A 21,370-nucleotide genomic window follows, 5' to 3' on the forward strand; every position below is an offset into this window, starting at 1 on the left:
TGCGGGGCTGTCAACGGCAATGAACTCCCGGGAAAGCGATACCCGCCAACCTTTACCTAACTTTACGCTCACTTAACCCTGCTTGACACAGCGCCACGCTATATCGGGCCAACCGATATGCTGATGGATCTTTGTGTGGCATGCGCAGTCTGTTTCGAAACGCCGCGGCAATGACCGCGGCCCTGGTGCTGGGAGCCTGCGCGGTCGGACCCGATTACCGCGCACCGGCAGCGGCGGCGACCGCATGGTCGGCGCCGCTGCCGGCCCGGGTGGGCACCGCATCCCTGGTTGGATGGTGGGACCGCTTCCATGATCCGGCGCTGACCGGCCTGCTCCAGGCGGCGGAGGCGGGCAGCCCGTCGCTGGCCGAGGCCTGGGCGTCCATCGCCAAGGCGCGCGCCACGGTGGCGCAGGACCGTGCCGACCGGCTTCCCACCGTGACGGCCGGCGGCACGGCCCAGCGGGCGAAGCAGTCGGCGCTGGGCGGGGTCGCCACCGCGAACACGCTGTCCGGGACGCTCGACGCCTCGTGGGAACTCGACCTGTTCGGCAAGCTGCGCCGCACCCAGGAAGCCGCCGAGGCGCGGCTGGAGGCGCGCACCGACGACTGGCACGACGCCCGCGTCTCGCTGGCCGCCGAGGTCGCCGACGATTATGTGCAATACCGTGCCTGCCGGCTGCTGGCCCGCGCCTATGCCGACGAGGCGGCGTCGCAGGCCGACACTGCGCGGGCCACCGCCACCAGCATGCGGGCCGGCTTCACCTCGCCGGTCAACGGGTCGCTGGCCGAGGCGAGCGCCGCCAGCCTGCGCGCCAGCGCCGTCGAACAGCAGGCCGAATGCGACGTGCTGGTGAAAGCGCTGGTTTCGCTGACCGGGTTGGAGGAAGCCGACCTGCGCCAGCGGATGCGGGAGCCGGCGGACGCACCCCCGCCCTTGCCCGCTCCGGAGGGTTTCGCGGTCGACAGCGTGCCGGCGGCGGTGCTGGCGCAACGGCCAGACCTCGCCTCGCTGGAGCGGGAACTGGCGGCGGCCAGCGCGGAAATCGGCGTGGCGGAAGCCGACCGCTATCCCAGCCTGTCCTTCAGCGGCGAGATCGCGCGGTCCGGCACGGCGTTGGGCAGCCTGATGACGACGTGGCTGCTGGGGTCGTCGCTGACCGCACCGCTGTTCGATGCCGGCAAGCGGGCCGCGGCGGTGGACAGCGCGCAGGCCGCCTATGAGTACCAGCTGGCCGCCTATCGCAGCGGGGTGCGCACCGCCATCCGCGAGGTGGAGCAGGCGCTGGTCCGGCTGGATGCCGCCACCCGGCGTACCAGCGACGCCCGCAACGCCGCAGAGGGCTATCGCACCTATTTCGAGGCGATCGACCGCAACTGGCGGGCCGGCGGGGCCAGCCTGCTTGACCGCGAGGAAGCCCTGCGCAACGCGCTGAACGCCGAGATTTCCCTGATCACCGTACAGCGCGACCAGATCGAATACTGGATCGCCCTCTACAAGGCGCTGGGCGGCGGCTGGCAGGCGGGAACGCCCGCCAGGGCACTCGCGCAAACCGCCGCCCAAGCCACCACACCGGACACCCGGAAGAGCGGAGACGCATCGTGAGCCTCCTCACCCGCAAGCAGATCATCGGATTTGCGGCCGGACTTGGGCTGGCCGCCGCTGCCGGCCTTGCCGCGGCCCTAGGCGAAACAGAGACCGGACCGCAGGACGGCACCGTCACCCGGCCCGCCGTATCCACCACGCGCAACAGCGTGCTGACCGTCACAGCGACAGTTCCTCACCGTGAGGACTGGGCGCAGACCCTGCCGGCCAGTGGCGCCTTGGCGGCGTGGCAGGAAGCGGTGATCGGCGCCGAGACCGGAAACCTGCGCATCACCCAGCTGTTCGCCGATGTCGGAACCCAGGTCACCCGTGGACAGGAACTGGCGCGGCTGGCTCAGGACAGCGTGCAGGCCGATGTCCGCAAGCAGGAGGCGCTGGTGGCGCAGGCCAGGGCATCGCTGGCGCAGGCACAGGCCAACGCCAAGCGCGCCCGTCTGGTCAAGGGCAGCGGCGCGCTGTCGGACCAGCAGGTGACCGAATACCTGATCACCGAAGAGACCGCGAGGGCCAGCCTGGCATCGGCCGAGGCCGACCTGGACAGCAGCCGGATCACGCTGGCGCGGACCAGCATCCGGGCGGTGGATGACGGGGTGGTGACCTCCCGCTCCGCCACGCTTGGCACGGTGGTGTCGGCAGGGACCGAGCTGTTCCGGCTGCAACGGCAAAGCCGGGTGGAATGGCAGGCGGAGTTGGACGCCCGTCAGGTGCCGCAGGTCCGGTCCGGCCAGACCGCACGGGTGACCCTGCCCGATGGGCAGACGGTGGAGGGAACGGTGCGGCAGGCGGCCCCGGCGCTCAACAGCGGCACCGGTCGCGGCATCGTCTATGTGTCACTGCCGGCCGGAAGCGGCGCGCTGGCCGGCGGCTATGCCAGCGGCAGCATCGAGTTGGGCAACAGCCCGGCGCTGACCCTGCCGCAATCCGCCGTGGTTCTGCGCGACGGGCGGTCGCAGGTCTTCACCATCGGCGAGAACGGCCGGGTAACCCGGCGGATCGTCGCCACCGGACGGCGGCAGGGCGACCGGGTGGAGATCCTGTCCGGCCTGTCCGCCGATGCGCAGGTGGTGGAGACGGGCGGCGCCTTCCTGTCCGACGGCGCGACGGTCACCGTCGGGCCTCCGCCGTCCGCCGCTGTCGGTCACGGACCGACGGATGTCGCCACCCTGCCCGCAGCCGTGACCGGAGGGCGTTGATCATGAATCTGTCCACCTGGTCGATCCGCAACCCGGTTCCGTCGCTGCTGCTGTTCATGTTGCTGACCCTGCTCGGCCTGATCGGCTTCGACCGGCTCGGCATCCAGCAGTTCCCCGACATGGATCTGCCCACCGTCACCATCAGCGCATCGCTGGAAGGCGCCGCCCCGGCGCAGTTGGAGACGCAGGTCGCCCGCAAGATCGAGGACAAGCTGGCCTCGCTGAGCCGGATCGAGCACATCACCACCACCATCACCGACGGCGCCGTGTCCATCAGCGTCACCTTCGACATCGACAAGAACGGCGAGGAGGCGCTGAACGAGGTGCGCAACGCGGTGGACGGCGCCAAGGCCGACCTGCCGGCGAGCATGACCACGCCCAGCGTGTCGAAGGTGACGGCGGAAACCCGCGCGCTGCTGACCTACAGCGTCCGTTCCGACCGGCTCGACGAGACGGACCTGTCCTGGTTCATAGACAACGACGTGACCAAGGCGGTGCTGTCGGCCAAGGGCGTGGCCGGCGTGAACCGGATCGGCGGCATCGACCGCGAGGTCCATGTCGACCTCGATCCGGCGCTGATGGCCGGGCTGGGGGTGACCCCGTCCGACGTGTCGACCGCGCTGAAATCGGTGCAGGCCGACAATTCCGGCGGCCAGGGCGAGATCGGCGGCAAACGGCAGTCGTTGCGCACGCTGGGTGCCGTCGGCACGGTGGAGGAGGTGGCCGCCATCGCCGTCCCGCTGTCGGACGGCCGACATGTCCGGCTCGATCAGGTGGCGCGGGTGAGCGACGCCCATGCCGACCGCAGCACCCGCGCCTTCCTCGATGGCAAGCCGGTGATCGCCTTCCAGGTCACCCGCAGCAAGGGCTTCTCCGACGCCGGCGTGGCCGAGGCGGCGCGCAAGGCGGTATCCAGCTTCGCGGCCGCCCACCCGGAGGTGACGATCACCGAGGCCAGCACCACGGTCACCCCGATCCTGGAGAATTACCGCGGCTCGATGCATCTGCTGCTGGAAGGCGCCTTGCTGGCGGTGGTGGTGGTCTGGTGGTTCCTGCGCGACTGGCGGGCGACGCTGATCGCGGCGGTGGCCCTGCCGCTGTCGATCCTGCCGGCCTTCGCCGCCATGCATCTGCTGGGCTTCAGCCTGAACACGGTCTCGCTGCTGGCGCTGGCCCTGGTGGTCGGCATCCTGGTCGACGACGCCATCGTCGAGGTGGAGAACATCGCCCGCCACCTGCGCCAGGGCAAATCCGCCCGCGACGCCGCGATGGAGGCGGCCGACGAGATCGGGCTGGCGGTGATCGCCACCACCTTCACCCTGGTGGCGGTGTTCCTGCCGACCGCCTTCATGAGCGGGATTCCGGGTCGCATCTTCCGCCAGTTCGGCTTGACGGCGGCGGTGGCGGTGCTGGCGTCGCTGCTGGTGGCGCGTCTGCTGACCCCGATGATGGCAGCACAGTTCATGAAGGCGCAGCCCACGGAAGAGCGCGACGGCCGGCTGATGCTGACCTATCTCGCCACCGTGCGGGCCTGCCTTCGCCATCCCTGGTGGACGGCCTTCGCGGCGGTCGCCTTCTTCACCCTGTCGCTGACGATCATCCCGCTGCTGCCCACCGGCTTCCTGCCGGCGCAGGACGACGCGCAGAGCCAGGTGACACTGACCCTGCCGCCCGACGCCGCGCTGGACGACACCACCAATCTCGCCTTGCAGGCGGAGGCGCTGCTGCGCGGCGTGCCGGAGGTGACGGGGGTGTTCACTGCGGTCGGGACGGCGACAATGGGCGGCGGCATGGACGCCACCACGACGACCAGCCCACGCACCGCATCCTTGACGGTGGAACTGGCGCCACGGTCGGAACGCCACCGTAGTCAGGCGGCAGTGGAGGCGGAGATGCGCACCCTGTTGCGGCGCCTTCCCGGCGCGCGGGTCGAGGTCGGGCGCGGCAACAACGGCGAGCAGTTGCAGATCACGCTGGCCAGCGACGACCCGACCGCCTTGCAGCAGGCCGCCGACGCGGTGGAGGCCGATCTGCGCCGGCTGACCGGCATCGGCAACGTCACCTCCGGGGCGGCGCTCCAACGGCCGGAGATTCAAATCCGGCCGGACTTCGCCCGTGCGGCGGCGCTGGGCGTCACGTCGCAGGACATGGCGGATGCGGTGCGGATGGCGACTTACGGCGACTATTCGTCCTCCATCTCCAAGCTCAACCTGCCCCAGCGCCAGATCGCCGTTCGCGTGCGGCTCGACCCGGCGGTGCGCACCGACCTGTCGGCGCTGGACCAGCTGCGGGTGAAGGGCGCCAACGGAACGGTGGCGCTCGCCTCGATTGCGGAAATCGGCTTCGGCAGCGGTCCGTCGCAGATTGACCGCATCGACCGCTCGCGCAACGTTACCCTGTCGGTGGAGTTGGCCGGCCGCGCCTTGGGCGAGGTGATGCGGGAGGCCAAGGCACTGCCGTCGATGAAGGCGCTTCCTGCCTCGGTCCACCTCGTCGAACAGGGGGAACTGGAGCGGATGAACGAGCTGTTCGGCGGCTTCGGCACCGCGATGGCGGTCGGCGTATTCTGCATCTATTCGGTGCTGGTGCTGCTGTTCCACGAGTTCCTCCAACCGGCGACCATCCTGGCTGCCCTGCCCCTGTCGGTGGGCGGTGCCTTGTTCGCGCTGCTGGTGGCGGGGATGAGCTTCTCCATGCCGACCGTCATCGGGCTGCTGATGCTGATGGGCATCGTCACCAAGAACTCGATCCTGCTGGTGGAGTACGCGGTGATGGCGCGGCGGGATCACGGGCTGGGGCGGGTGGATGCGCTGATCGACGCCTGCCACAAGCGGGCCCGCCCGATCCTGATGACCACCATCGCGATGGGCGCCGGCATGATGCCGATCGCGCTGGGGCTGGGCGCCGACCCCAGCTTCCGCCAACCGATGGCCGTGGTGGTGATCGGCGGGCTGCTGACCTCGACCATGCTCAGCCTGCTGGTCATCCCCGCCCTGTTCCTTCTGGTCGACGACTTCTCGCGGTGGATGGCCAGCTGGTTCGCGCCGCAGGGGGCAACAACGACGACCTGAGAACTTGTTTGCAGCGGCTCGAGTCCTTGGAAGTCAGCGCATGAACTCTACAAACAGATACTCAGAAAATTGGGCCTCCAGCAAACCTGGGGCGGTTCAGCCTACGAGGGCACAAGGGACCAGATCAGATTGGCGGCGTGATACGAATCTGAACCAAGCTTATTCCAGCCGCCAAGCTGTCCGGGAAACGGGGACCATCTCAGTCCGATCACCGCCAGTGCGATCGCGGCGGCTGTGCCGGACGGAACCTTGTTCCGATCCGGCCGCCAGTTCGCCGCGTGGCTTGGCCTGACGCCGAAAGCGCACAGCAGCGGCGGCAAGGAGCGGCAGGTTGGCATCAGCAAGCAGGGCGACGGTTACCTCCGGCGCCTGCTCGTCGTCGGCGCCACAGCGGTCATTCGGTTGGCCCGCAAAGACAACGCTAGCCGAAGCTGGGCGACGAAGCTGTTGGAGCGCAAGCCGGCGAAGCTGGCCGCCGTAGCCTTGGCCAACAAAACTGCCCGCATCGCCTGGGCGGTGATGACACGCGGAAAAACCTACGAGGCGCCGGTCGCCGCGTAGTCGTTGTTCACCCGGCAAAGCGAGAGATTGCTCGGCGGGTGGATGTGCCAGGGTGGTGAGACGTGATGACGAACCGGCTGGGCCGGGGATCGATCAAACTCACGGGGACCAAGCGCCTTCGAGCGCGTTGAGGTGATTTGGGCTTCGATCCGCGGAATTCATCAAGGCCAGCAGCCACGGCTGCGAAAACAGGCCGGACACATAGATGCATCCTATCGGCCGTCACTACGGATTTCACTCTTGCACCGGAAGGGCCGTCCACCACATCACCTCACGACTTCGCGCCAGACAAGGGGGAAGGAGAAAGAATATCGGGGGAACGGAGCATGAGGAGATCGATGAACTGACGCGCCGCAACCGTCAGAGTGCGATTGTTCGGATAGATCGCATAGATGGTCACGGGCTGCGGAAACCAGTCCCCCAGGACCCGGACGAGATCGCCCGTCCCGATGTCCTTCAGGCACAGTGCCTCCGGCAGGGAGGCAATGCCGAGCCGCCGGTGCACGGCCTGCAGCAGCGCTGTCGGAAGCGTCGTGCTGAAGCGCGGTTCGAAGCGGACCGCCGTTGTCCGGTCGCCGCGCGTCAATGTCCAGACCCAGTCCGACGAGCGGCTGCCAAGTCCAAGACAACTCATGCTCTTCAGATCGGCAGGGTCGCCGGGATGACCGTTTTCGGCAACAAACTCCCGATGGGCGACCAGAACATACGGCGAGGTCAGGATCTTCCGGGCGACCAGGGCGGCATCGGGCAGAGGCGTGAAGGAGGGAAAGATCACCAGATCCGCCTGCACCCCACGCGGATCGAAGATCCCGAAGGATTCCTCCAGATGCAGACGGACGCCGGGCGCGGTCGCCAGGAACTCGGCCGCCAGCGTTTCGACCAGAACGGAGCCGAGGACGGGTGGACAGACCACATGCAGGAAACCGGTCGGGCTGTGGCGTGCCCGTTCCGCCATAACCAACAGCTTGTCCGCTTCCGACGCGATGGTCTTGCAGTGATCGAAGCATTCGACGCCGAAATTGGTCAGCGTGAACTGCCGCGTCCCACGGTGGAACAATTTCAGGCCGAGCCGCTCCTCCAACTCGCCGATGCGGCGGGCAAGCGTCGATTTCGGCATGCCCAGGCGCCTTCCCGCCGGGGAAAGCCCGCCGGCTTCGACCACGCATTTGAACAGATACATGTCGTCCAGACCGTGCATGTCCGTTCCATTTTTGGGACGTTAGTTCTCAAATATTAGCTCGAGCAAACTGTAAACAAAACGATATACTTTTCAAATCATCCAAACATCGTCAGGTGAAACGAGATGACCGCGATCGAAGATGTCGTGGCTACGACTCCCTTTGGCCGGCTGACCGGCAAGCGAATCGGCGGCGTTTCGTCGTTCAAGCGCGTTCCCTATGCGGCGCCGCCTGTGGGCGCCCGCCGCTTCGCATTGCCGGGCGAGCCGATCAGTTGGACGGGCATCCGCCCGGCCACAGCGCCCGGCCCGATTCCGCCGCAGCTGCCGTCCCGTCTCGACGACGTCATGGGCGCCTACCCGGCGGCCCAGAACGAAGACTGCTTGCATCTCGACATTTGGACGCCGCGGTCGCTCGACGACAAGGCACCGGTCCTGGTCTTCATCCATGGCGGCGGCTTCATGACCGGCGGTGGATCGCTGCCATGCTACGACGGTCAGCTCATCGCCGAGCGCAGCGGCCTGGTCGTCGTCACCATAACCTACCGTCTCGGCACGCTGGGGTTCCTGCCCATCGAAGGGCTGGCCGCGCCGAATCTGGGGCTGCATGACCAGATCACCGCCCTTCGCTGGATCCGGCAGGCGATCGGCGCGTTCGGCGGCGACCCGGACCGCATCACCGTCGCCGGCCAGTCGGCGGGCGCCTACAGCATCGCCAGCCTGCTGGGCTTGCCTGTTGGACGTTCACTGTTCAACCAGGCGATCCTGATGAGCGCGCCGACCGGAATCAAGCTGCGGACACCGGAGGAGTGCAAGCCCATCGTCCAGGGCCTGCTCGAACTGCTCGGGCTGGAGCCGGGCCAGACCGCGGCGTTGCGCGACATTCCCATCGATACCCTGATCGAGGCCCAGGGCAAGCTGCTGCGGCGCCCGCCGACGACTCCGGGCGACATCACACCGCCCTTCATGCCTGCCTATGACGGCGTGCTGATTCCCCGCGATCCCCTGGCGTCGCTCCGGGATGGCAGCGCCGGATGGTGCAGCACCGTCGTTGGCGTGACCCGTGAGGAATACGCCGCCTTCCATGCCGGCAACCCGATGCTGGCCGGCCTGACCGAGGAGCAACTGCTGGCGGCGATCGCCGGCCTGTATGGCGACCGGGCGGGCGCGGTGGTGTCGGCGGCGCGGACGGGACGCGTGCCGACGACGCCGCAGACGCTGCTCAGCGACTTGCGCAGCGACGATACCTTCATCCAACCGAACATGGATTTCGCCGAAGCCCAACTTCGCCATTGCGCCCCGACGGGCGCCCGCACCTTCGTCTACCGCTTCGACTGGCAATCGCCCAATGCGGCGCTCGGCGCCTGCCATTGCCTGGACCTGCCCTTCCTGTTCGGGAATCTTGCCGTCTGGCAGGAGGCCGCCCCGATGCTGCACGGTGCGAACCGGGCGGAACTGGAGGACCTCTGCCGGCTGTTCCAGGGTGCTCTTCTGCGCTTCGCGGCGCAGGGGGATCCCAACGGCCCGGACACGCCGGCCTGGCCGTCGCATGATCGGGGCCGCGCGGTTCTGCATGTCGACCGGCGGATCTACGCCGCCGGGCTGATCGGTTAGCACATCGCCGGGAGCGGTTCCATCCGCTCCCCGTCCCGAACGAATGCCCCGGCTGCCGGGAGGTTTGAGCGGCCTCCCCGCCCTTTGCACGATAAAAAACCAAGCACAAAGAAGCAGTACCAAACAAAATCAAAGGGCCTCGCGTGTCCTTGTCGGATCGACGGGGTTCCGAACAGAACAGGAGGCTTACGAGATGACTTCCAGCCAATTTGCGGAAGGGAATGACGCAATTTCGTCCGGCAGGACGAGAAGCCTATATACTATTGTAATCACCTGTTTCCTGATTGCGATGTTCGATGGTTTCGACATCAACGCGATCACCTTTACTGCTCCCGTTCTGGCCCGTGAATGGGGAATCGCACCGGCCCAGATGGCGCCGGTGTTCCTTGCCACCAGCGCCGGGGCCGTTCTCGGCTATATCGCCTGCGGTGCGCTGGTCGCGCGCTGGGGACAGCGGGTGGTGGCGGCGACAAGCGTGCTGCTGTTCTCGCTGGGCACGCTGGCCACCATCACCGCCACCGACGTATTCACGATGAGCCTGCTACGCTTCGTCACTTCCATCGGACTGGGCGGGGCGCTGCCGGTGGCGGTTGCCACGGCGGCCGGCGTCATGCCGGAGCGTCACCGCGGCACGGCGGCCATCCTGGTGGCCACCGGCCTATCGGCCGGCGGTGTCGTCGGGGGCGTTCTCGGCGCTCCGTTGATGGCGCATTTCGGATGGACCGCGATCTTCATCGTCGGCGGGCTCCTTCCCCTGTTGCTGGTGCCCGCCATTCTGCTGGTCCTCAGGAATGCCGAATCCACCCCCAAAGGCGAGGGCGGCAAGCTGGTCCGCGAACTGTTCCGCCACGGATTGGCCGCCCGGACCATCCTGCTGTGGCTGTTCTCCTTCCTCGTCTTCATCGACGCCTACGCCCTGCTGTACTGGATCCCGTCGCTGCTGAGCGGCATGGGGATGCCCAGCGAACTGGCGCCCACCAGCACCGCAGTCTTCTCGATGGGTGGGTTGGTCGGCAACATCGCATTGACCCTGCTGATCTCCCGGCTCGGTGCACCGCTTACGCTGATGGTTGCGACGATCGTCGGTCTCGTCAGCATGGCTGCCTTCGGGCTGTTGCACGCACCGCTCGATCTGATGATGCCGCTCGTCTTCGGCATCGGTGCCGGCTCGATCCCGTGTTGCGTCGGCCAGAGCGCCCTGGCGGTCGCCTTCTATCCCGACCGTCTGCGGGCGGCCGGAATCGGCTGGGCGGCGGCGGTCGGACGGATCGGCTCGATCCTCGGTCCGGCGGTCGGCGGAGCGGCGCTTTCCCTTCAACTGGCCCCGCAGCAGATCATCCTGGCCGCCACGGTGCCCGTCTTCTGCGCCTTCCTTGTCCTGGTCGTGCTGGCGGGACGGGAGCGCCGGAGGGCCTGATCCTGTCCGCCGCCGCTGTCCCATCAAAGGGGCGGCGGGCAGGATACCGCCTCCGAAACCTCCATCGCAGTCGCGATTTTTCGTGATCGACGCAATGGCGCAAGCCGGGCGGCGCACGGCTCCACCTTGCCTTTTGTCCGGGAAGTACCGGGGGTCCTCAAAAAATACCCGGAGCCCAGCGAATGAAAAATTCATTCGTCAAAGAAAAATCTTCCTATCCTGAACAGGGAAATCAGAGACATGACCAGAAAGAACGAGAGCCGTTCCAAGTTTTTCACATTGCTTCTGTTGTCTTCCAGCCTTCTCTTCTGTGGCAAGGCAGCCTTTGCCGCGGATCCCGCCGCCGCCCCGAAGGGCCCGGCCCCGATCCAGTTCATTCGCTATGAAGACGACCTGTCCTGGTACGCCGATCCGAAGAACCGCGAACTGTTCATCGACAAGCTCAAATACATACCGATTTCCGACAGCGGCTATATCAGTTTCGGTGGCGATCTCCGCACCCAATACGAGAACTACACACCGCCGAACTTCGGGATGCGCAATCTCGGCCGCAACGAATGGCTGGCGACCCGCGCCCTGTTCCACGTCGACATCAAGAGCGGCTTCGGGCCGCGGGCCTATATCGAGTTTGGCCGTGAGGAGATCGCGGGCAAGAAGGGGCCCTTTACCCCGAACGACGAAAGCAACCTCGATCTTCAGCAGGGGTTCATCGACCTGCCGGTTGCGGTCGGCGGCGGAACGGTGACGGCGCGCATTGGGCGGCAGGAGTTCTTCCTGGGATCGGGCCTGTTCCAGAGCCTGGCAGAGGGCGCCAACATCCGCAACGCCTTCGACGCCGCCCATGTCCTGTTCAAATACGGCAATGTCGAAGGCAGGGCTTTCTATGGCCATCCGCTCCGCCAATCCACCTACGCGTTCGAGGATGCGCCAAATCTCGATCTAGACCATTACGGCCTGTATACGACGGTCAAATCGGTGCTGCCCGGCCTGAATGTCGACGGTTATTTCTTCGGATACGACCGCAAGGGCAACCGCTTCAACCAGGGAACCGCCGACGAGGAGCGGCGCACCGTGGGTACCCGCCTGTGGGGCCGGTCAGGTCCCTGGGATTACAGTGGCGACTTCGCCTATCAGTTCGGCTCCTTCGGCAGCGGAACCATCAGCGCCTGGGGATCGATGCTGTCCGGCGGCTACAGCTTCTCCGGTACACCCATGGCTCCGCGGCTGTCGGTCACGGCAATCGCGGCATCGGGCGACCGGGATCCGGCGAAGCGGACGCTCAACACCTTCAACCCGATGTTCTCACTGTCCCCGCTGCTTTCGGAATCGAACAGCTTCGTTCCGATGAACCTGATCAGCGTCTATCCGAAGGTCACGGTCAGGCCGCTGGACGGGCTGTCGATCTCGGCCGGTGTCAATGCGATGTGGCGCCAATCCAAGGGAGACGGCGTCTATACGGTGCCCACCGTGCTGGTGGCCAGAGGGTCGGCGTCCTCCAGCAGCTATGTCGGGGCGACGGCCGAGTTCGCGGCACTTTGGAACGTGAACCACTTTGTCACGGTCAATGCCGCCTATACGCATTTCAAGGCGGGAGATGCCCTGAAGGAGGCAGGCGGAAAGAATTTCGACTACACCCGTGCCGGGCTGCTGCTCCATTTCTAGCCGCCGCCATCCCCGATCGCCTTCGGTCGGCCCGGCGGGCGGACTCTCCGCCGTAGATCGTTGGGTCGACCGATGCGAGACCGGCCCCCCCACCGCCCTGCGCATACCTCCTGGGTATGGAAACAGGACTCAATCGGTTTTGGATCCCGACCATCGTTTCAAACGATAATCAGCAATAAAAACTCTCAAACTGCACGAGCCCACCCATCTGGGCGCACCGATTTGGGGATGTTCGCGTGACGGGAATCGAGCGGACCGAAACCGCGTTGCAGGACACGGCCACCCGGCACCCGTTCCGCCCACATCCACGTCTTCGTCAGCGCCCCCGGTTCTCGCAAGCCGACGATGCAGATCGACATCAAGGTCGATCCGCCGATCGACGACGATTTCGCCTTCGACTTCCATCCGGTCGAGGAACGACCCCCGCCTGTCCTGGCGGGGGCGTCCTCGTTTAAGACGCCGGCATCCGATAGGGGGACAGCCGGTATGGGATTTGCTTGGGGTCCGTATCGTTACGAAGATTGTCCAAAGCCAGAAGGATGCGCCGCCATGGACATGATTGCCGCCGACATGCCTGCCGCCCCATCGTCCTTCAATGCGCCGTCCTTCAATGCCTCTGCGCTTCGGCTGTGCCGCATCTTCGAAACGTCGGATCTGGACGACGCCCGCGAACGGATTTCCAAGGTGATGCAGCCGCACAGCCTGATGGCCTGTGGCCGACCGCAGGGCCACCAGACCTCGCACATGGATTTCATGGCGATGAAGGGCATGGGGATCGGCACGATCAAGTTCGGCCAAGCATCCATCGCGGTGCCGCCGCTGGATGATTACTATCTTGCCATTCTCTGCGTCAGCGGGGGTGCCGAAATCCGCATTGAGCGCGATACCTTCACCGTGGACCGTTTCAACGGCGTGCTCTGTTCACCGGGAAGCCCAATCGCTGGGCAATTTTCGCCCGATTGCGAGCAGCTGGTGCTCAAGATCGCGCGCACCCGTCTGGCTGCCTTCAACGGGCCGCGGCCGGTGCGGCTGGCGGCAAGGCTGGATCTGCGCAGCCCCCGGCTGACGCCGCTGCTGGTGGCGCTGCGCGGCGTGATCGGCGACCCGGCCACCGTGCGGCTGATCCGCAACGATCCGGTGGTCGCTGCCGAATATGAACAGCTGTTCCTGCGATTGCTGCTTGCCGGTCAGGACTGTGCGGAGACCGACGACCGGCCGCAAGGACCGCGGCCGGTCTCGGTTCATCGCGCCATCGCCTATCTGCGGGAAAATTCCACCGCCGCGATCACGCTGGCCGACATCGCCCAAGCGGCCGGCGTGCCGGAACGCACGCTGCACGACGCCTTCAAGCGCTTCGAAGGCGTCAGTCCGCTGCGCTATCTGCGCAACCTGCGCCTGGACGATGTCCATGCGCAGCTGCGCAGCGGAGGAGGCGAGGACGCCAGCGTGACGGTGATCGCGCTGAATGCCGGCTTCACCCATCTGAGCCGCTTCGCCCAGGACTATGCCGAGCGTTTCGGCGAGCGGCCGTCCGACACCCTGCGCCGGGGCTGTGCCTGACGGCGGGCGCCCGTCAGCCCTTGCCGGACATCAGCCGGAGCGCCGCCTTCGACAGGGAAGAGTTCGGGTCGTTCAGCAGATTCGGCACCTCGAAATGGTTACGGCCCTCCAGAAGGAAGCGCCCGGCGAGGTGGCCGGACGCATCCAGTGCGTCGGCGAACTGGATCGACTGGCGTTTGAATTCGGGGCTTTCCTTCTCGCCCCAGGCGACGACGACCGGGCAGGCGACGCGGTCCATCGCCCTGATCGGGCTGAGATCGTCGCGTTCGCGCCCGCTCACCTTGACGTAGGAGCTGCGGACCGACAGCAGGACCGGGTAAAGGTCGCACATGCCGCTCAGCACCATCCCGCCCTTCAACAGCGTCGGCGGGGCGCCGAACGCCGCCCAGTCCGTCGTCAGCATCACGGCGGCCAGATGCCCGCCAGAGGAATGGCCGGCGACATGGATGCGGTCCGGGTCGCCGCCGAACCGTGCCGCGTTGCGCCACACCCAAAGCAATGCGCGGCGGCATTGATCGGCCATGCCGGGCAGGGTGTTGATCGGCAGATTGTCGAAATCGATGGCGACATAGATCGCGCCGTTGCCGACGAAGGTCATCGCCGGGGCCGAAACCGACAGCTTGGACAGGGCACGCCAGGCGCCGCCATGGATGAACACCATCACTGGCAGCCGGTCGGCGTTCGCCGGGGCGAAGACGTCCAGCGTTTCAGACGGGCGGTCGCCATAGCTGAAGGTTTCCGGCGGATGCGCGCGCCGGACGGCGGCGCTGCCGGTCTCGTAGCCGTCGATCACCTCCTTGGCATTGGGCGCCCAGACGGTCTGGGTATAGGCGGCGTCCAGCTGCTCCTGCGTGTAATCGAGAAAGACGGTGGGGGCGTCGGCGGCCCAGGCCGTGACCGGCAGGGCGCCGACAGCCAGCGTCGTGGCGCCGGCTCTCAGAAAGCCGCGTCTGTTCATGTTGAATCCTCTGTGCGAAGTCGCGGGAAGGGAAGTAGGAGCGTCTCATTCTCTCGGGCGGCGGGCGTGGCCATCCGGCCGCTTGCCTCCGCAGGCACCCGTCTGGGGAGGACCCCGCAACCGCCCTTGGCCGGCCCTTGGGCGGCCCGTGCCGATGAAGCTCTCGATCCCGACAGGTCAGGATCGAAAGCCGCAGGTATCAGATGTGCAGGTAGGTTTCGTGAATGTCTGTTGCGCGGCCCAACTCCGCGCTGGTGCCGCTCCACACCGTGCGGCCCTTCTCGATCACCGCGCAGGCGTCGGCGAGGCGCAGCACCGCCGACAGGTTCTTGTCCACCAGAAGGATGGACTGGCCCTCGCGCTTCAGCGTTTCCAGCACCGCCCAGATCTCGGCGCGGATTACCGGGGCGAGTCCTTCGGTGGCCTCGTCCAGGATCAGCAGGCGCGGGTTGGTCATCAACGCCCGGCCGATCGCCAGCATCTGCTGCTCGCCGCCGGACAGGCGGTTGCCCAGGTTGCGGCGGCGTTCGCGCAGGCGGGGGAACAGCTCCCACACCGCTTGGAGCGTCCAGCGCGCCGGCTCACCGTCGCGGGTTGCGGCGGTGGCGACGAGGTTCTCCTCGACCGTCAGGGTCGGGAAGATCTGGCGGCCTTCCGGCACCAGCCCGACGCCGAGCCGCGCCACCCGGTGCGGCGGCATGCGGTCGATGCCCTGTCCGTCGAAGCTGATCCCGCCGCCCCAGCGCGGAACCAGCCCCATGACGGCGGAGATGGTCGTTGTCTTGCCCATGCCGTTGCGGCCCATCAGCGCCAGCACCTGCCCGGCCTCGATGGAGAGCGACACGTCGAACAGCACCTGGCTCTGGCCGTAGCCCGCCGTGAGATTGTCGATCTTCAGCATCACGCCAACGCGTCCTCTCCAAGATAGGCCGTGCGGACTTCCGGATGGCCGCGGATCTCGTCCACCGTGCCGGTGACGATGATCCGGCCATAGACCAGGACGGAAATGCGGTCGGCCAGGGCGAACACCGCCTGCATGTCGTGCTCGACCAGCAGGATGCCGTAGCGGCTGCGCAGGTCGCGCAGGATGCCGATCAGCCGTTCGGTCTCCTCCGGCCCGGCCCCGGCCAGCGGCTCGTCGAGCAGCAGCAGGCGAGGGTTCATCGCGATGGCGATGGCGAGTTCGAGCTGGCGCTTCTCGCCATGCGACAGGGCGGCGGCGCTGCGGTCGGCGACCCGCCCCAGCCCGACGGTGTCCAGCGCCGCCCGAGCCTCCTCGTTCAGCGCGGCTTCGCCGGCGACCGGGCGCAGGAAGCGGAAGGAGGAACCGCTGCGCGCCTGCACCGCCAGCGCCACATTCTCCAGCGCGGTGAATCCCGGCACGACGCTGGTGATCTGGAAGCTGCGGGCCAGCCCCAGCCGGGCGCGGCGCTCGAACGGCAGGGCGGTCACATCCCGCCCGGCGAAGCGGATCGTCCCGCGGTCCGGGCGCAGGGTGCCGCTGATCTGGTGGATGAGGGTGGTCTTGCCCGCACCGTTCGGGCCGATGACCGCATGGATCTCGCCCGGCAGGACGGTCAGCGACACGTCGGAGGTCACGGTTAGCGCGCCGAAATTCTTGCTCAGGCCGCGCAGCTCCAGCAACGGATCAGGCATCGGCATTCCTCCGTTTGGGCGAGGCGAACCGGAAGGCGGCACGCAGGCGTGGCGGAGCGCCGATCAGCCCGTCCGGCAGGAACAGCACCGACAGCACCAGCAGCGGCCCGAACACCAGCCGCCAATAGACCAGCAGGTGCGACAGCGATTCCTCCAGCAGCACGATGGCCAGCGCCCCCAGGATCGCCCCGCCGATCTGGCCGACGCCGCCCAGGATGACCATGAACAGCAGCTCGCCGGACCGTGTCCAGGACAGCAGGGCGGGCGACACGAACTCCGACGCGTTGGCCAGCAGGGCGCCGGCCAGACCGCCGACCGCCCCCGCCATCACATAGGCGACCAGACGGTAGGGGTAGGGCTGGAACCCCACCGCCAGCGCCCGCTGTGGATTCTCCCGTGCCGCCCGCAGCACCCGGCCGAACCGGCTGCCCAGCAGCAGGGTTCCCCCCACCCACACCAGGGCCAGCAGGCCCAGGCAGAGGAAATGGAAGGCCAGCCGGTTGTCCATGATCCGCATCCCCAGCCATTCGGTGCGGGCATACAGCGTATAACCGTCATCGCCGCCCAGGCTGGAGAAGGAGGAGGTGGTGAAGAAGGCCATCTGGCCGAACGCCAGCGTGATCATGATGAAATGCACGCCGCTGGTGCGCAGCGACACCGCTCCCGTCACGAGCGCGTAGGCGGCGGCAGCGGCGATGGCGGCGGGAAAGACGATCAGCCCCTCGCTGACCCCGGCGGCATCGAAGGCGACCACCGCGTAGGCGCCGATCCCCATCGTCGCGGCGTGGCCCAGGCTGACCAGCCCGGCGCCGCCGACCAGCAGCGACAGGCTGACCGCCGCCATGCCCAGGATCATCGCGCGGGCCAGCAGGCCGAGCGCGAAGCCGTCGCCGAAGCCCAGGAAGGGGGCCGCCGCCAGCGCCAGCAGCGTGACCAGCGCCAGCGCGTGTTTGCGAAGTGGTGCCGTCATGCCGCGCGCCCTCCCGGAAACAGCCCGGCCGGCCGGAAGAACAGGATGGCGGCCATGACGATGTAGACCAGCATGGAGGCCAGCGCCGCCCCGGTCTGCCGGGCCGACGACGGGTCGAGAACCAGCCGCAGCAGGTCCGGCAGCATCGCCCGCCCGACGCTGTCGAGCAGCCCGACCAGCAGGGCGGCGATGAAAGCACCGCGGATCGAACCGACGCCGCCGATGACAATCACGACGAAGCACAGGATCAGCACTGTGTCGCCCATGCCCGGCGCCACCGGAAAGATCGGACTGGCCAGCGCCCCGGCGAAGCCCGCCAGCATCGCGCCGAAGGCGAACACGACGGTGAACAGGCGGCGGATGTCCACCCCAAGCGCCGACACCATGGCGGGATGGGTCGCCCCCGCCCGCACCAGCATGCCGGCCCGCGTCCGCTCCACCAGGAACCACAACAGCAGCGGAACCACGATGCCGATGCCGATGATGACCAGCCGGTAGGTCGGATAGATCAGCCCGGCGACGATCTCCACCCCGCCCATCGGGCCGCCGGTCAGCCCCGACGGCTCCAGCACGGTCTGCGGGGCGCTGCCCCACAGTGCCCGCGTCGCCTCATCCACCGTCAGGATCACCCCGAAGGTGGCGAGCACCTGGCTCAGATGGTCGCGGCGGTAGAGATGGCGGAACACCAGCCATTCCAAAGCCAGCCCGACCAGCAGCGCCACCGGCAGCGACAGCAGCGCCCCCAGCCAGAAGCTGCCGGTCCACACCCCCAGCGTGGCGGCGACATAGGCGCCCAGCATGTACTGGACGCCATGGGCCAGATTGATCAGATCCATGACGCCGAACACCAGACTGAGTCCGGCTGCCACCAGGAACAACAGCACCCCGAATTGCAGGCCGTTCAACGCCTGCACCAGAAGCATGGACATCGCGAAAGCCCCTCCGTCAGCCCGTCCCGCCCGTCAGCCCATCTTGCAGGAGGCGGCATAGCTGTCGGCGTCGGCGGTCAGCACCTTGCGCACGGTTTCCGTCTGGAACTTGCCGTCGGGGCGCTTGGCCACCTTGCACAGCCAGAAATCCTGGATCGGGAAATGGTTGGGACCCAGGCGCAGCGCGCCGCGCACCGACGGGAAATCGCCGGCCTCCAGCGCCGTGCGCAGAGCCGCCTTGTTGGCGACGTCGCCGTTGGCCCGGCGGATCGCCGCGTCCAGCATATGGGCGGCGTCATAGGCGTGGGCGGCGAAGTTGGACGGGACATAGCCGTAGGCGGCCTCGAACTCCTGCACGAAGCGGCGGCTCTGCGGGTTGTCGAAGTTGGGCGCCCAGGTGGCGGCGGTGTAGAAGTCGAGCGCCGCGTCGCCCTGCGCCGGCAGGGTCGATTCATCGACGGTGAAGGTGGACAGGAAGGGGATGTTGGCCAGACCGGCCTGCCGGTACTGCCGCACCAGATTGACGCCGAGCGCGCCGGGCATGAAGGTGAAGACGGCGTCCGGCTTGGCGGCGGCGATCTTGGTGACTTCGGTCGAGAAGTCGAGCTGGCTCAGCGGCACATAGATCTCGTCCACCACCTCGCCCTTGTAGCGGCTGCGGAATCCAGCCACCGCGTCCTTGCCGGCCTGATAGTTCGGCACCAGGATGAACACGCGCTTGTAGCCCATATCCTGCGCCGCCTGCCCCATCGTCGCATGCGGCTGGTCGTTCTGATAGGCGCTGCTGAACAGGAAGGGGCTGCATCCCTTGCCGGCGAGGGTGGAAGGGCCGGCGTTGGCGGTGATCAGGAAGGTGTTGCTCTCCGTCACCGGGCGGACGATGGCCTGCAGCATGTTGCTGAACACGACGCCGACGACGAAATCGACCTTGTCGCGCTCCAGCGCGGCGCGGACCTTGGACACCGCCACGTCGGGCTTCAACTCGTCGTCGATCACCAGGGTCTCGACCGCCCGGCCACCCAGCTGGTTGTTCAGGCGCGTCACCCCGGCCAGCCAGCCGTCGCGCAGATGGGTGCCCAGCGTTGCCCCCGGCCCGGACAGCGTGCCGACGAAGGCGACCTTCACCGCTTGGTTCTGCGCCCGCGCGATGGAGGGCGCGAATGCGAATCCCCCGGTGGCGGCGAGGGTTGCGGTTGCTGCGGTCGTGGTGAGAAAGCTGCGACGGTTCATCATGATTTTCCCTGTTCTTGAAGTGTTGGGAGCATACGCCCGCAATCCGGCTTTTGGCATCCGTGTCTCTGCGGTGCACCGGTTGTCTGTGGCGGGCGTCGAACTGTCCAGACCCGGAACCCGTTTCTTCGAAACTCGATTCCGGGTCCGCGGATCGGCGTCATTCCGTCGTGACGTTCGCGCGGTTCGGCAGCCGCTGGACCGGCGTCGCCGTGTCGGCCCAGCCATCCGGCAGCGGGGCGCGGCCGTCCTCCAGCATCTTGCGCAGCACACGCAGATCGCGGGCGGCGTTGACGGCCACTGCGCCGGTGACGATCCCGGCTTGGTCCAGCATCAGCCAGCAACCGCTGCCGGCCTCCGGCTTGCCGCGGGCGACCGCGCGGGTGCCGAGGCCCGGCAATCCCAGCATCTGCACGTTCACGCCATACTGATCGGACCAGAACCACGGGATGTCGGCATAGACGCCGGTCCCGCCCAGGGCCGCCCTGGCGGCGACGATGGCCTGATTCTGGGCGTTCGCCCAGGATTCCAGCCGCAGCGACTCCCCGGCGAAGGCGTTCGGGTGGCGGGCGACGTCGCCCGCGGCGAAGATGCGCGGGTCGGAGGTCCGCCCCTGGGCGTCGACGACGATGCCGTCGTCGAGCGCCAGCCCCATCGCCGCGGCCAGCCCGACCTCCGGCTCGATGCCGATGCCGAGCAGCAGATGGTCGGCCTCCAGCCGGTCACCGTCGGCCAGCGTGACGGCGACTCCATCGGCCATGCCGGTGACGCCGGCGATACCGGCACCGGTGACCATGCGCACACCATGGCTTGCATGCAGGGCGTGCAGCCAGTCGGACACGACGGGGGGCATGGTTCGGGCGCACAGCCGGGGAGCCGCCTCCACCACCGTCACCCCGACCCCCAGCGCGCGGGCCGTCGCTGCCACCTCCAGCCCGATCCAGCCGCCGCCAAGCACCAGCAGGCGTTTCGCGCCGCTCAACGCGCTGCGCAGACGTTCGGAGTCCGCCAGCGTACGCAGGGTGTGGATCCGGTCGGCCGGCAGGGTCTCCAGCCCGGCAATCCGCCGCGCCCGCCCGCCGGTCGCCAGGAACAGGGTGTCGTACGCGACGCTCCTGCCGTCGGCGGTGGTGACGATCCGCGCCTCCCGGTCCACCGTCACCACGCGCTGGCCGAGCCAGCATTCGATGCGGGCCTCCCCGGCCAGCGTCGGAGTCAGCAGCGTGATCGCCTCGGCGCTGCCGGTCCCCTGAAGGAACTCCTTCGACAGGGCCGGCCGCTCGTAGGGCCAGTGCCGCTCCTCGCCGATCAGCACCAGGCGTCCGGCGAACCCCTCGGTCCGCAGGGTTCTGGCGATCCAGGCCGCGGCCTGACCGCCGCCGACCACAACACAGGTCGTTTCGCTTTCGGGCATCGCGGTCACGGGGGCCTCCGTCAGCGGTCCAGTGCGATCTCGACCCGGCCGCCGACCACCCGCACGGGATAGCTGCGCACCGGTTCGGTGATCGGGGCGGAGCAGGGGGCACCGCTGCGGATGTCGATCAGCCCCTGATGCAGCGGGCATTCGACACAACCATTCTCGACGAAGCCGTCGGACAGCCGGGCCGCCCCGTGAGAGCAGAGATCGTGCAGGGCGAAGAAGGCGCCCTCCTGCCGGAACAGGGCGACCGGCACGCCGGCGATGCTGAGCGCCATCACCTCGTCGTCGCCCAACGCGTCGGTGGCGGCAGCGTCGTGCCATTCGGTCATGCTCGTTGTCTCCTCGGCA

At 67.6% G+C, this 21,370-nt stretch carries 16 protein-coding genes and 1 pseudogene; 8 read left to right on the top strand and 9 right to left on the bottom strand.

All coding sequences use genetic code 11. The annotated features are described in order from the left end of the window. Window positions 1-170 precede the first annotated feature (170 nt). The 4 genes and pseudogenes from A6A40_RS15960 to A6A40_RS15975 form a co-directional block, all read left to right on the top strand. The gene (locus A6A40_RS15960) at window positions 171-1,604 is read left to right on the top strand and encodes an efflux transporter outer membrane subunit (protein ID WP_236783833.1); all 1,434 of its coding nucleotides are present in this window, start codon (window positions 171-173) and stop codon (window positions 1,602-1,604) included. Next, entirely contained in the window at window positions 1,601-2,797 is a 1,197-nt protein-coding gene (locus A6A40_RS15965; RefSeq protein ID WP_236783834.1) for an efflux RND transporter periplasmic adaptor subunit, read from the top strand. The genes A6A40_RS15960 and A6A40_RS15965 overlap by 4 nt, the downstream gene beginning before the upstream one ends. Before the next feature lie 2 nt (window positions 2,798-2,799). After that, window positions 2,800-5,868, top strand: a complete 3,069-nt coding sequence (locus A6A40_RS15970) for an efflux RND transporter permease subunit (protein ID WP_108546908.1) — start codon at window positions 2,800-2,802, stop codon at window positions 5,866-5,868. A 198-nt stretch (window positions 5,869-6,066) separates the two neighbouring features. Further along, window positions 6,067-6,429, top strand: a pseudogene (locus tag A6A40_RS15975) (transposase); the annotation flags it as partial. 271 nt (window positions 6,430-6,700) lie between these two features. Here A6A40_RS15975 and A6A40_RS15980 read toward each other — a convergent pair. Next, window positions 6,701-7,627 carry a LysR substrate-binding domain-containing protein gene (locus A6A40_RS15980; protein ID WP_108546909.1) on the bottom strand — a complete coding sequence of 309 codons (927 nt, stop codon included), beginning with the start codon at window positions 7,625-7,627 and terminating at the stop codon, window positions 6,701-6,703. Window positions 7,628-7,732: 105 nt separating this feature from the next. Here A6A40_RS15980 and A6A40_RS15985 point away from each other — a divergent pair, with 105 nt between their 5' ends. The 4 genes from A6A40_RS15985 (at window position 7,733) to A6A40_RS16000 (ending at window position 13,859) form a co-directional block, all read left to right on the top strand. After that, window positions 7,733-9,220: a carboxylesterase/lipase family protein gene (locus A6A40_RS15985; protein ID WP_108546910.1), complete on the top strand. Its 1,488-nt coding sequence runs from the start codon at window positions 7,733-7,735 to the stop codon at window positions 9,218-9,220. A 289-nt stretch (window positions 9,221-9,509) separates the two neighbouring features. After that, window positions 9,510-10,637: an MFS transporter gene (locus A6A40_RS15990; protein WP_108546911.1), complete on the top strand. Its 1,128-nt coding sequence runs from the start codon at window positions 9,510-9,512 to the stop codon at window positions 10,635-10,637. Between the two features lie 240 nt (window positions 10,638-10,877). Next, window positions 10,878-12,299 carry an alginate export family protein gene (locus A6A40_RS15995; RefSeq protein WP_108546912.1) on the top strand — a complete coding sequence of 474 codons (1,422 nt, stop codon included), beginning with the start codon at window positions 10,878-10,880 and terminating at the stop codon, window positions 12,297-12,299. Between the two features lie 549 nt (window positions 12,300-12,848). Beyond that, window positions 12,849-13,859 (top strand): AraC family transcriptional regulator, encoded by a 1,011-nt coding sequence (locus A6A40_RS16000; protein WP_108546913.1) that lies wholly within the window; start codon window positions 12,849-12,851, stop codon window positions 13,857-13,859. Window positions 13,860-13,872: 13 nt separating this feature from the next. Here the strand turns inward: A6A40_RS16000 and A6A40_RS16005 are convergent, their stop codons facing one another. From A6A40_RS16005 to andAb, 8 genes are all read right to left on the bottom strand, one after another. Further along, the gene (locus tag A6A40_RS16005) at window positions 13,873-14,817 is read right to left on the bottom strand and encodes an alpha/beta hydrolase (protein WP_236783835.1); all 945 of its coding nucleotides are present in this window, start codon (window positions 14,815-14,817) and stop codon (window positions 13,873-13,875) included. A gap of 199 nt (window positions 14,818-15,016) precedes the next feature. Beyond that, the gene (locus A6A40_RS16010; RefSeq protein ID WP_108546914.1) at window positions 15,017-15,718 is read right to left on the bottom strand and encodes an ABC transporter ATP-binding protein; all 702 of its coding nucleotides are present in this window, start codon (window positions 15,716-15,718) and stop codon (window positions 15,017-15,019) included. Further along, window positions 15,718-16,473: an ABC transporter ATP-binding protein gene (locus tag A6A40_RS16015; protein WP_108546915.1), complete on the bottom strand. Its 756-nt coding sequence runs from the start codon at window positions 16,471-16,473 to the stop codon at window positions 15,718-15,720. The genes A6A40_RS16010 and A6A40_RS16015 overlap by 1 nt, the downstream gene beginning before the upstream one ends. Continuing rightward, entirely contained in the window at window positions 16,466-17,443 is a 978-nt protein-coding gene (locus A6A40_RS16020; protein ID WP_108546916.1) for a branched-chain amino acid ABC transporter permease, read from the bottom strand. The genes A6A40_RS16015 and A6A40_RS16020 overlap by 8 nt, the downstream gene beginning before the upstream one ends. Continuing rightward, window positions 17,440-18,372 (bottom strand): branched-chain amino acid ABC transporter permease, encoded by a 933-nt coding sequence (locus A6A40_RS16025; RefSeq protein ID WP_108546917.1) that lies wholly within the window; start codon window positions 18,370-18,372, stop codon window positions 17,440-17,442. The genes A6A40_RS16020 and A6A40_RS16025 overlap by 4 nt, the downstream gene beginning before the upstream one ends. Window positions 18,373-18,405: 33 nt before the next feature. After that, complete coding sequence (locus tag A6A40_RS16030) at window positions 18,406-19,602, bottom strand: ABC transporter substrate-binding protein (protein WP_108547259.1); 1,197 nt, start codon at window positions 19,600-19,602, stop codon at window positions 18,406-18,408. A 160-nt stretch (window positions 19,603-19,762) separates the two neighbouring features. After that, entirely contained in the window at window positions 19,763-21,016 is a 1,254-nt protein-coding gene (locus A6A40_RS16035; RefSeq protein WP_167562488.1) for an NAD(P)/FAD-dependent oxidoreductase, read from the bottom strand. Window positions 21,017-21,036: 20 nt separating this feature from the next. Continuing rightward, on the bottom strand, window positions 21,037-21,351 hold the full coding sequence (gene andAb / locus A6A40_RS16040; RefSeq protein ID WP_108546919.1) for an anthranilate 1,2-dioxygenase ferredoxin subunit AndAb: 315 nt from the start codon (window positions 21,349-21,351) through the stop codon (window positions 21,037-21,039). Window positions 21,352-21,370 lie beyond the last annotated feature (19 nt).

The sequence above is a fragment of the Azospirillum humicireducens genome (assembly GCF_001639105.2).
In the GTDB taxonomy this organism is placed as follows: Bacteria; Pseudomonadota; Alphaproteobacteria; order Azospirillales; family Azospirillaceae; genus Azospirillum; species Azospirillum humicireducens.

Coding starts and splice junctions, on each gene's coding strand:
- A6A40_RS15985 (WP_108546910.1), top strand. CDS start 7,733: ATGACCGCGATCGAAGATGTCGTGGCTACGACTCCCTTTGGCCGGCTG.
- A6A40_RS16000 (WP_108546913.1), top strand. CDS start 12,849: ATGGACATGATTGCCGCCGACATGCCTGCCGCCCCATCGTCCTTCAAT.
- A6A40_RS15995 (WP_108546912.1), top strand. CDS start 10,878: ATGACCAGAAAGAACGAGAGCCGTTCCAAGTTTTTCACATTGCTTCTG.
- A6A40_RS16005 (WP_236783835.1), bottom strand. CDS start 14,817: ATGAACAGACGCGGCTTTCTGAGAGCCGGCGCCACGACGCTGGCTGTC.
- A6A40_RS16015 (WP_108546915.1), bottom strand. CDS start 16,473: ATGCCTGATCCGTTGCTGGAGCTGCGCGGCCTGAGCAAGAATTTCGGC.
- A6A40_RS15960 (WP_236783833.1), top strand. CDS start 171: ATGACCGCGGCCCTGGTGCTGGGAGCCTGCGCGGTCGGACCCGATTAC.
- A6A40_RS16020 (WP_108546916.1), bottom strand. CDS start 17,443: ATGACGGCACCACTTCGCAAACACGCGCTGGCGCTGGTCACGCTGCTG.
- A6A40_RS15970 (WP_108546908.1), top strand. CDS start 2,800: ATGAATCTGTCCACCTGGTCGATCCGCAACCCGGTTCCGTCGCTGCTG.
- A6A40_RS16030 (WP_108547259.1), bottom strand. CDS start 19,602: ATGAACCGTCGCAGCTTTCTCACCACGACCGCAGCAACCGCAACCCTC.
- A6A40_RS15980 (WP_108546909.1), bottom strand. CDS start 7,627: ATGCACGGTCTGGACGACATGTATCTGTTCAAATGCGTGGTCGAAGCC.
- A6A40_RS16010 (WP_108546914.1), bottom strand. CDS start 15,718: ATGCTGAAGATCGACAATCTCACGGCGGGCTACGGCCAGAGCCAGGTG.
- A6A40_RS16025 (WP_108546917.1), bottom strand. CDS start 18,372: ATGTCCATGCTTCTGGTGCAGGCGTTGAACGGCCTGCAATTCGGGGTG.
- A6A40_RS15990 (WP_108546911.1), top strand. CDS start 9,510: ATGTTCGATGGTTTCGACATCAACGCGATCACCTTTACTGCTCCCGTT.
- andAb (WP_108546919.1), bottom strand. CDS start 21,351: ATGACCGAATGGCACGACGCTGCCGCCACCGACGCGTTGGGCGACGAC.
- A6A40_RS16035 (WP_167562488.1), bottom strand. CDS start 21,016: ATGCCCGAAAGCGAAACGACCTGTGTTGTGGTCGGCGGCGGTCAGGCC.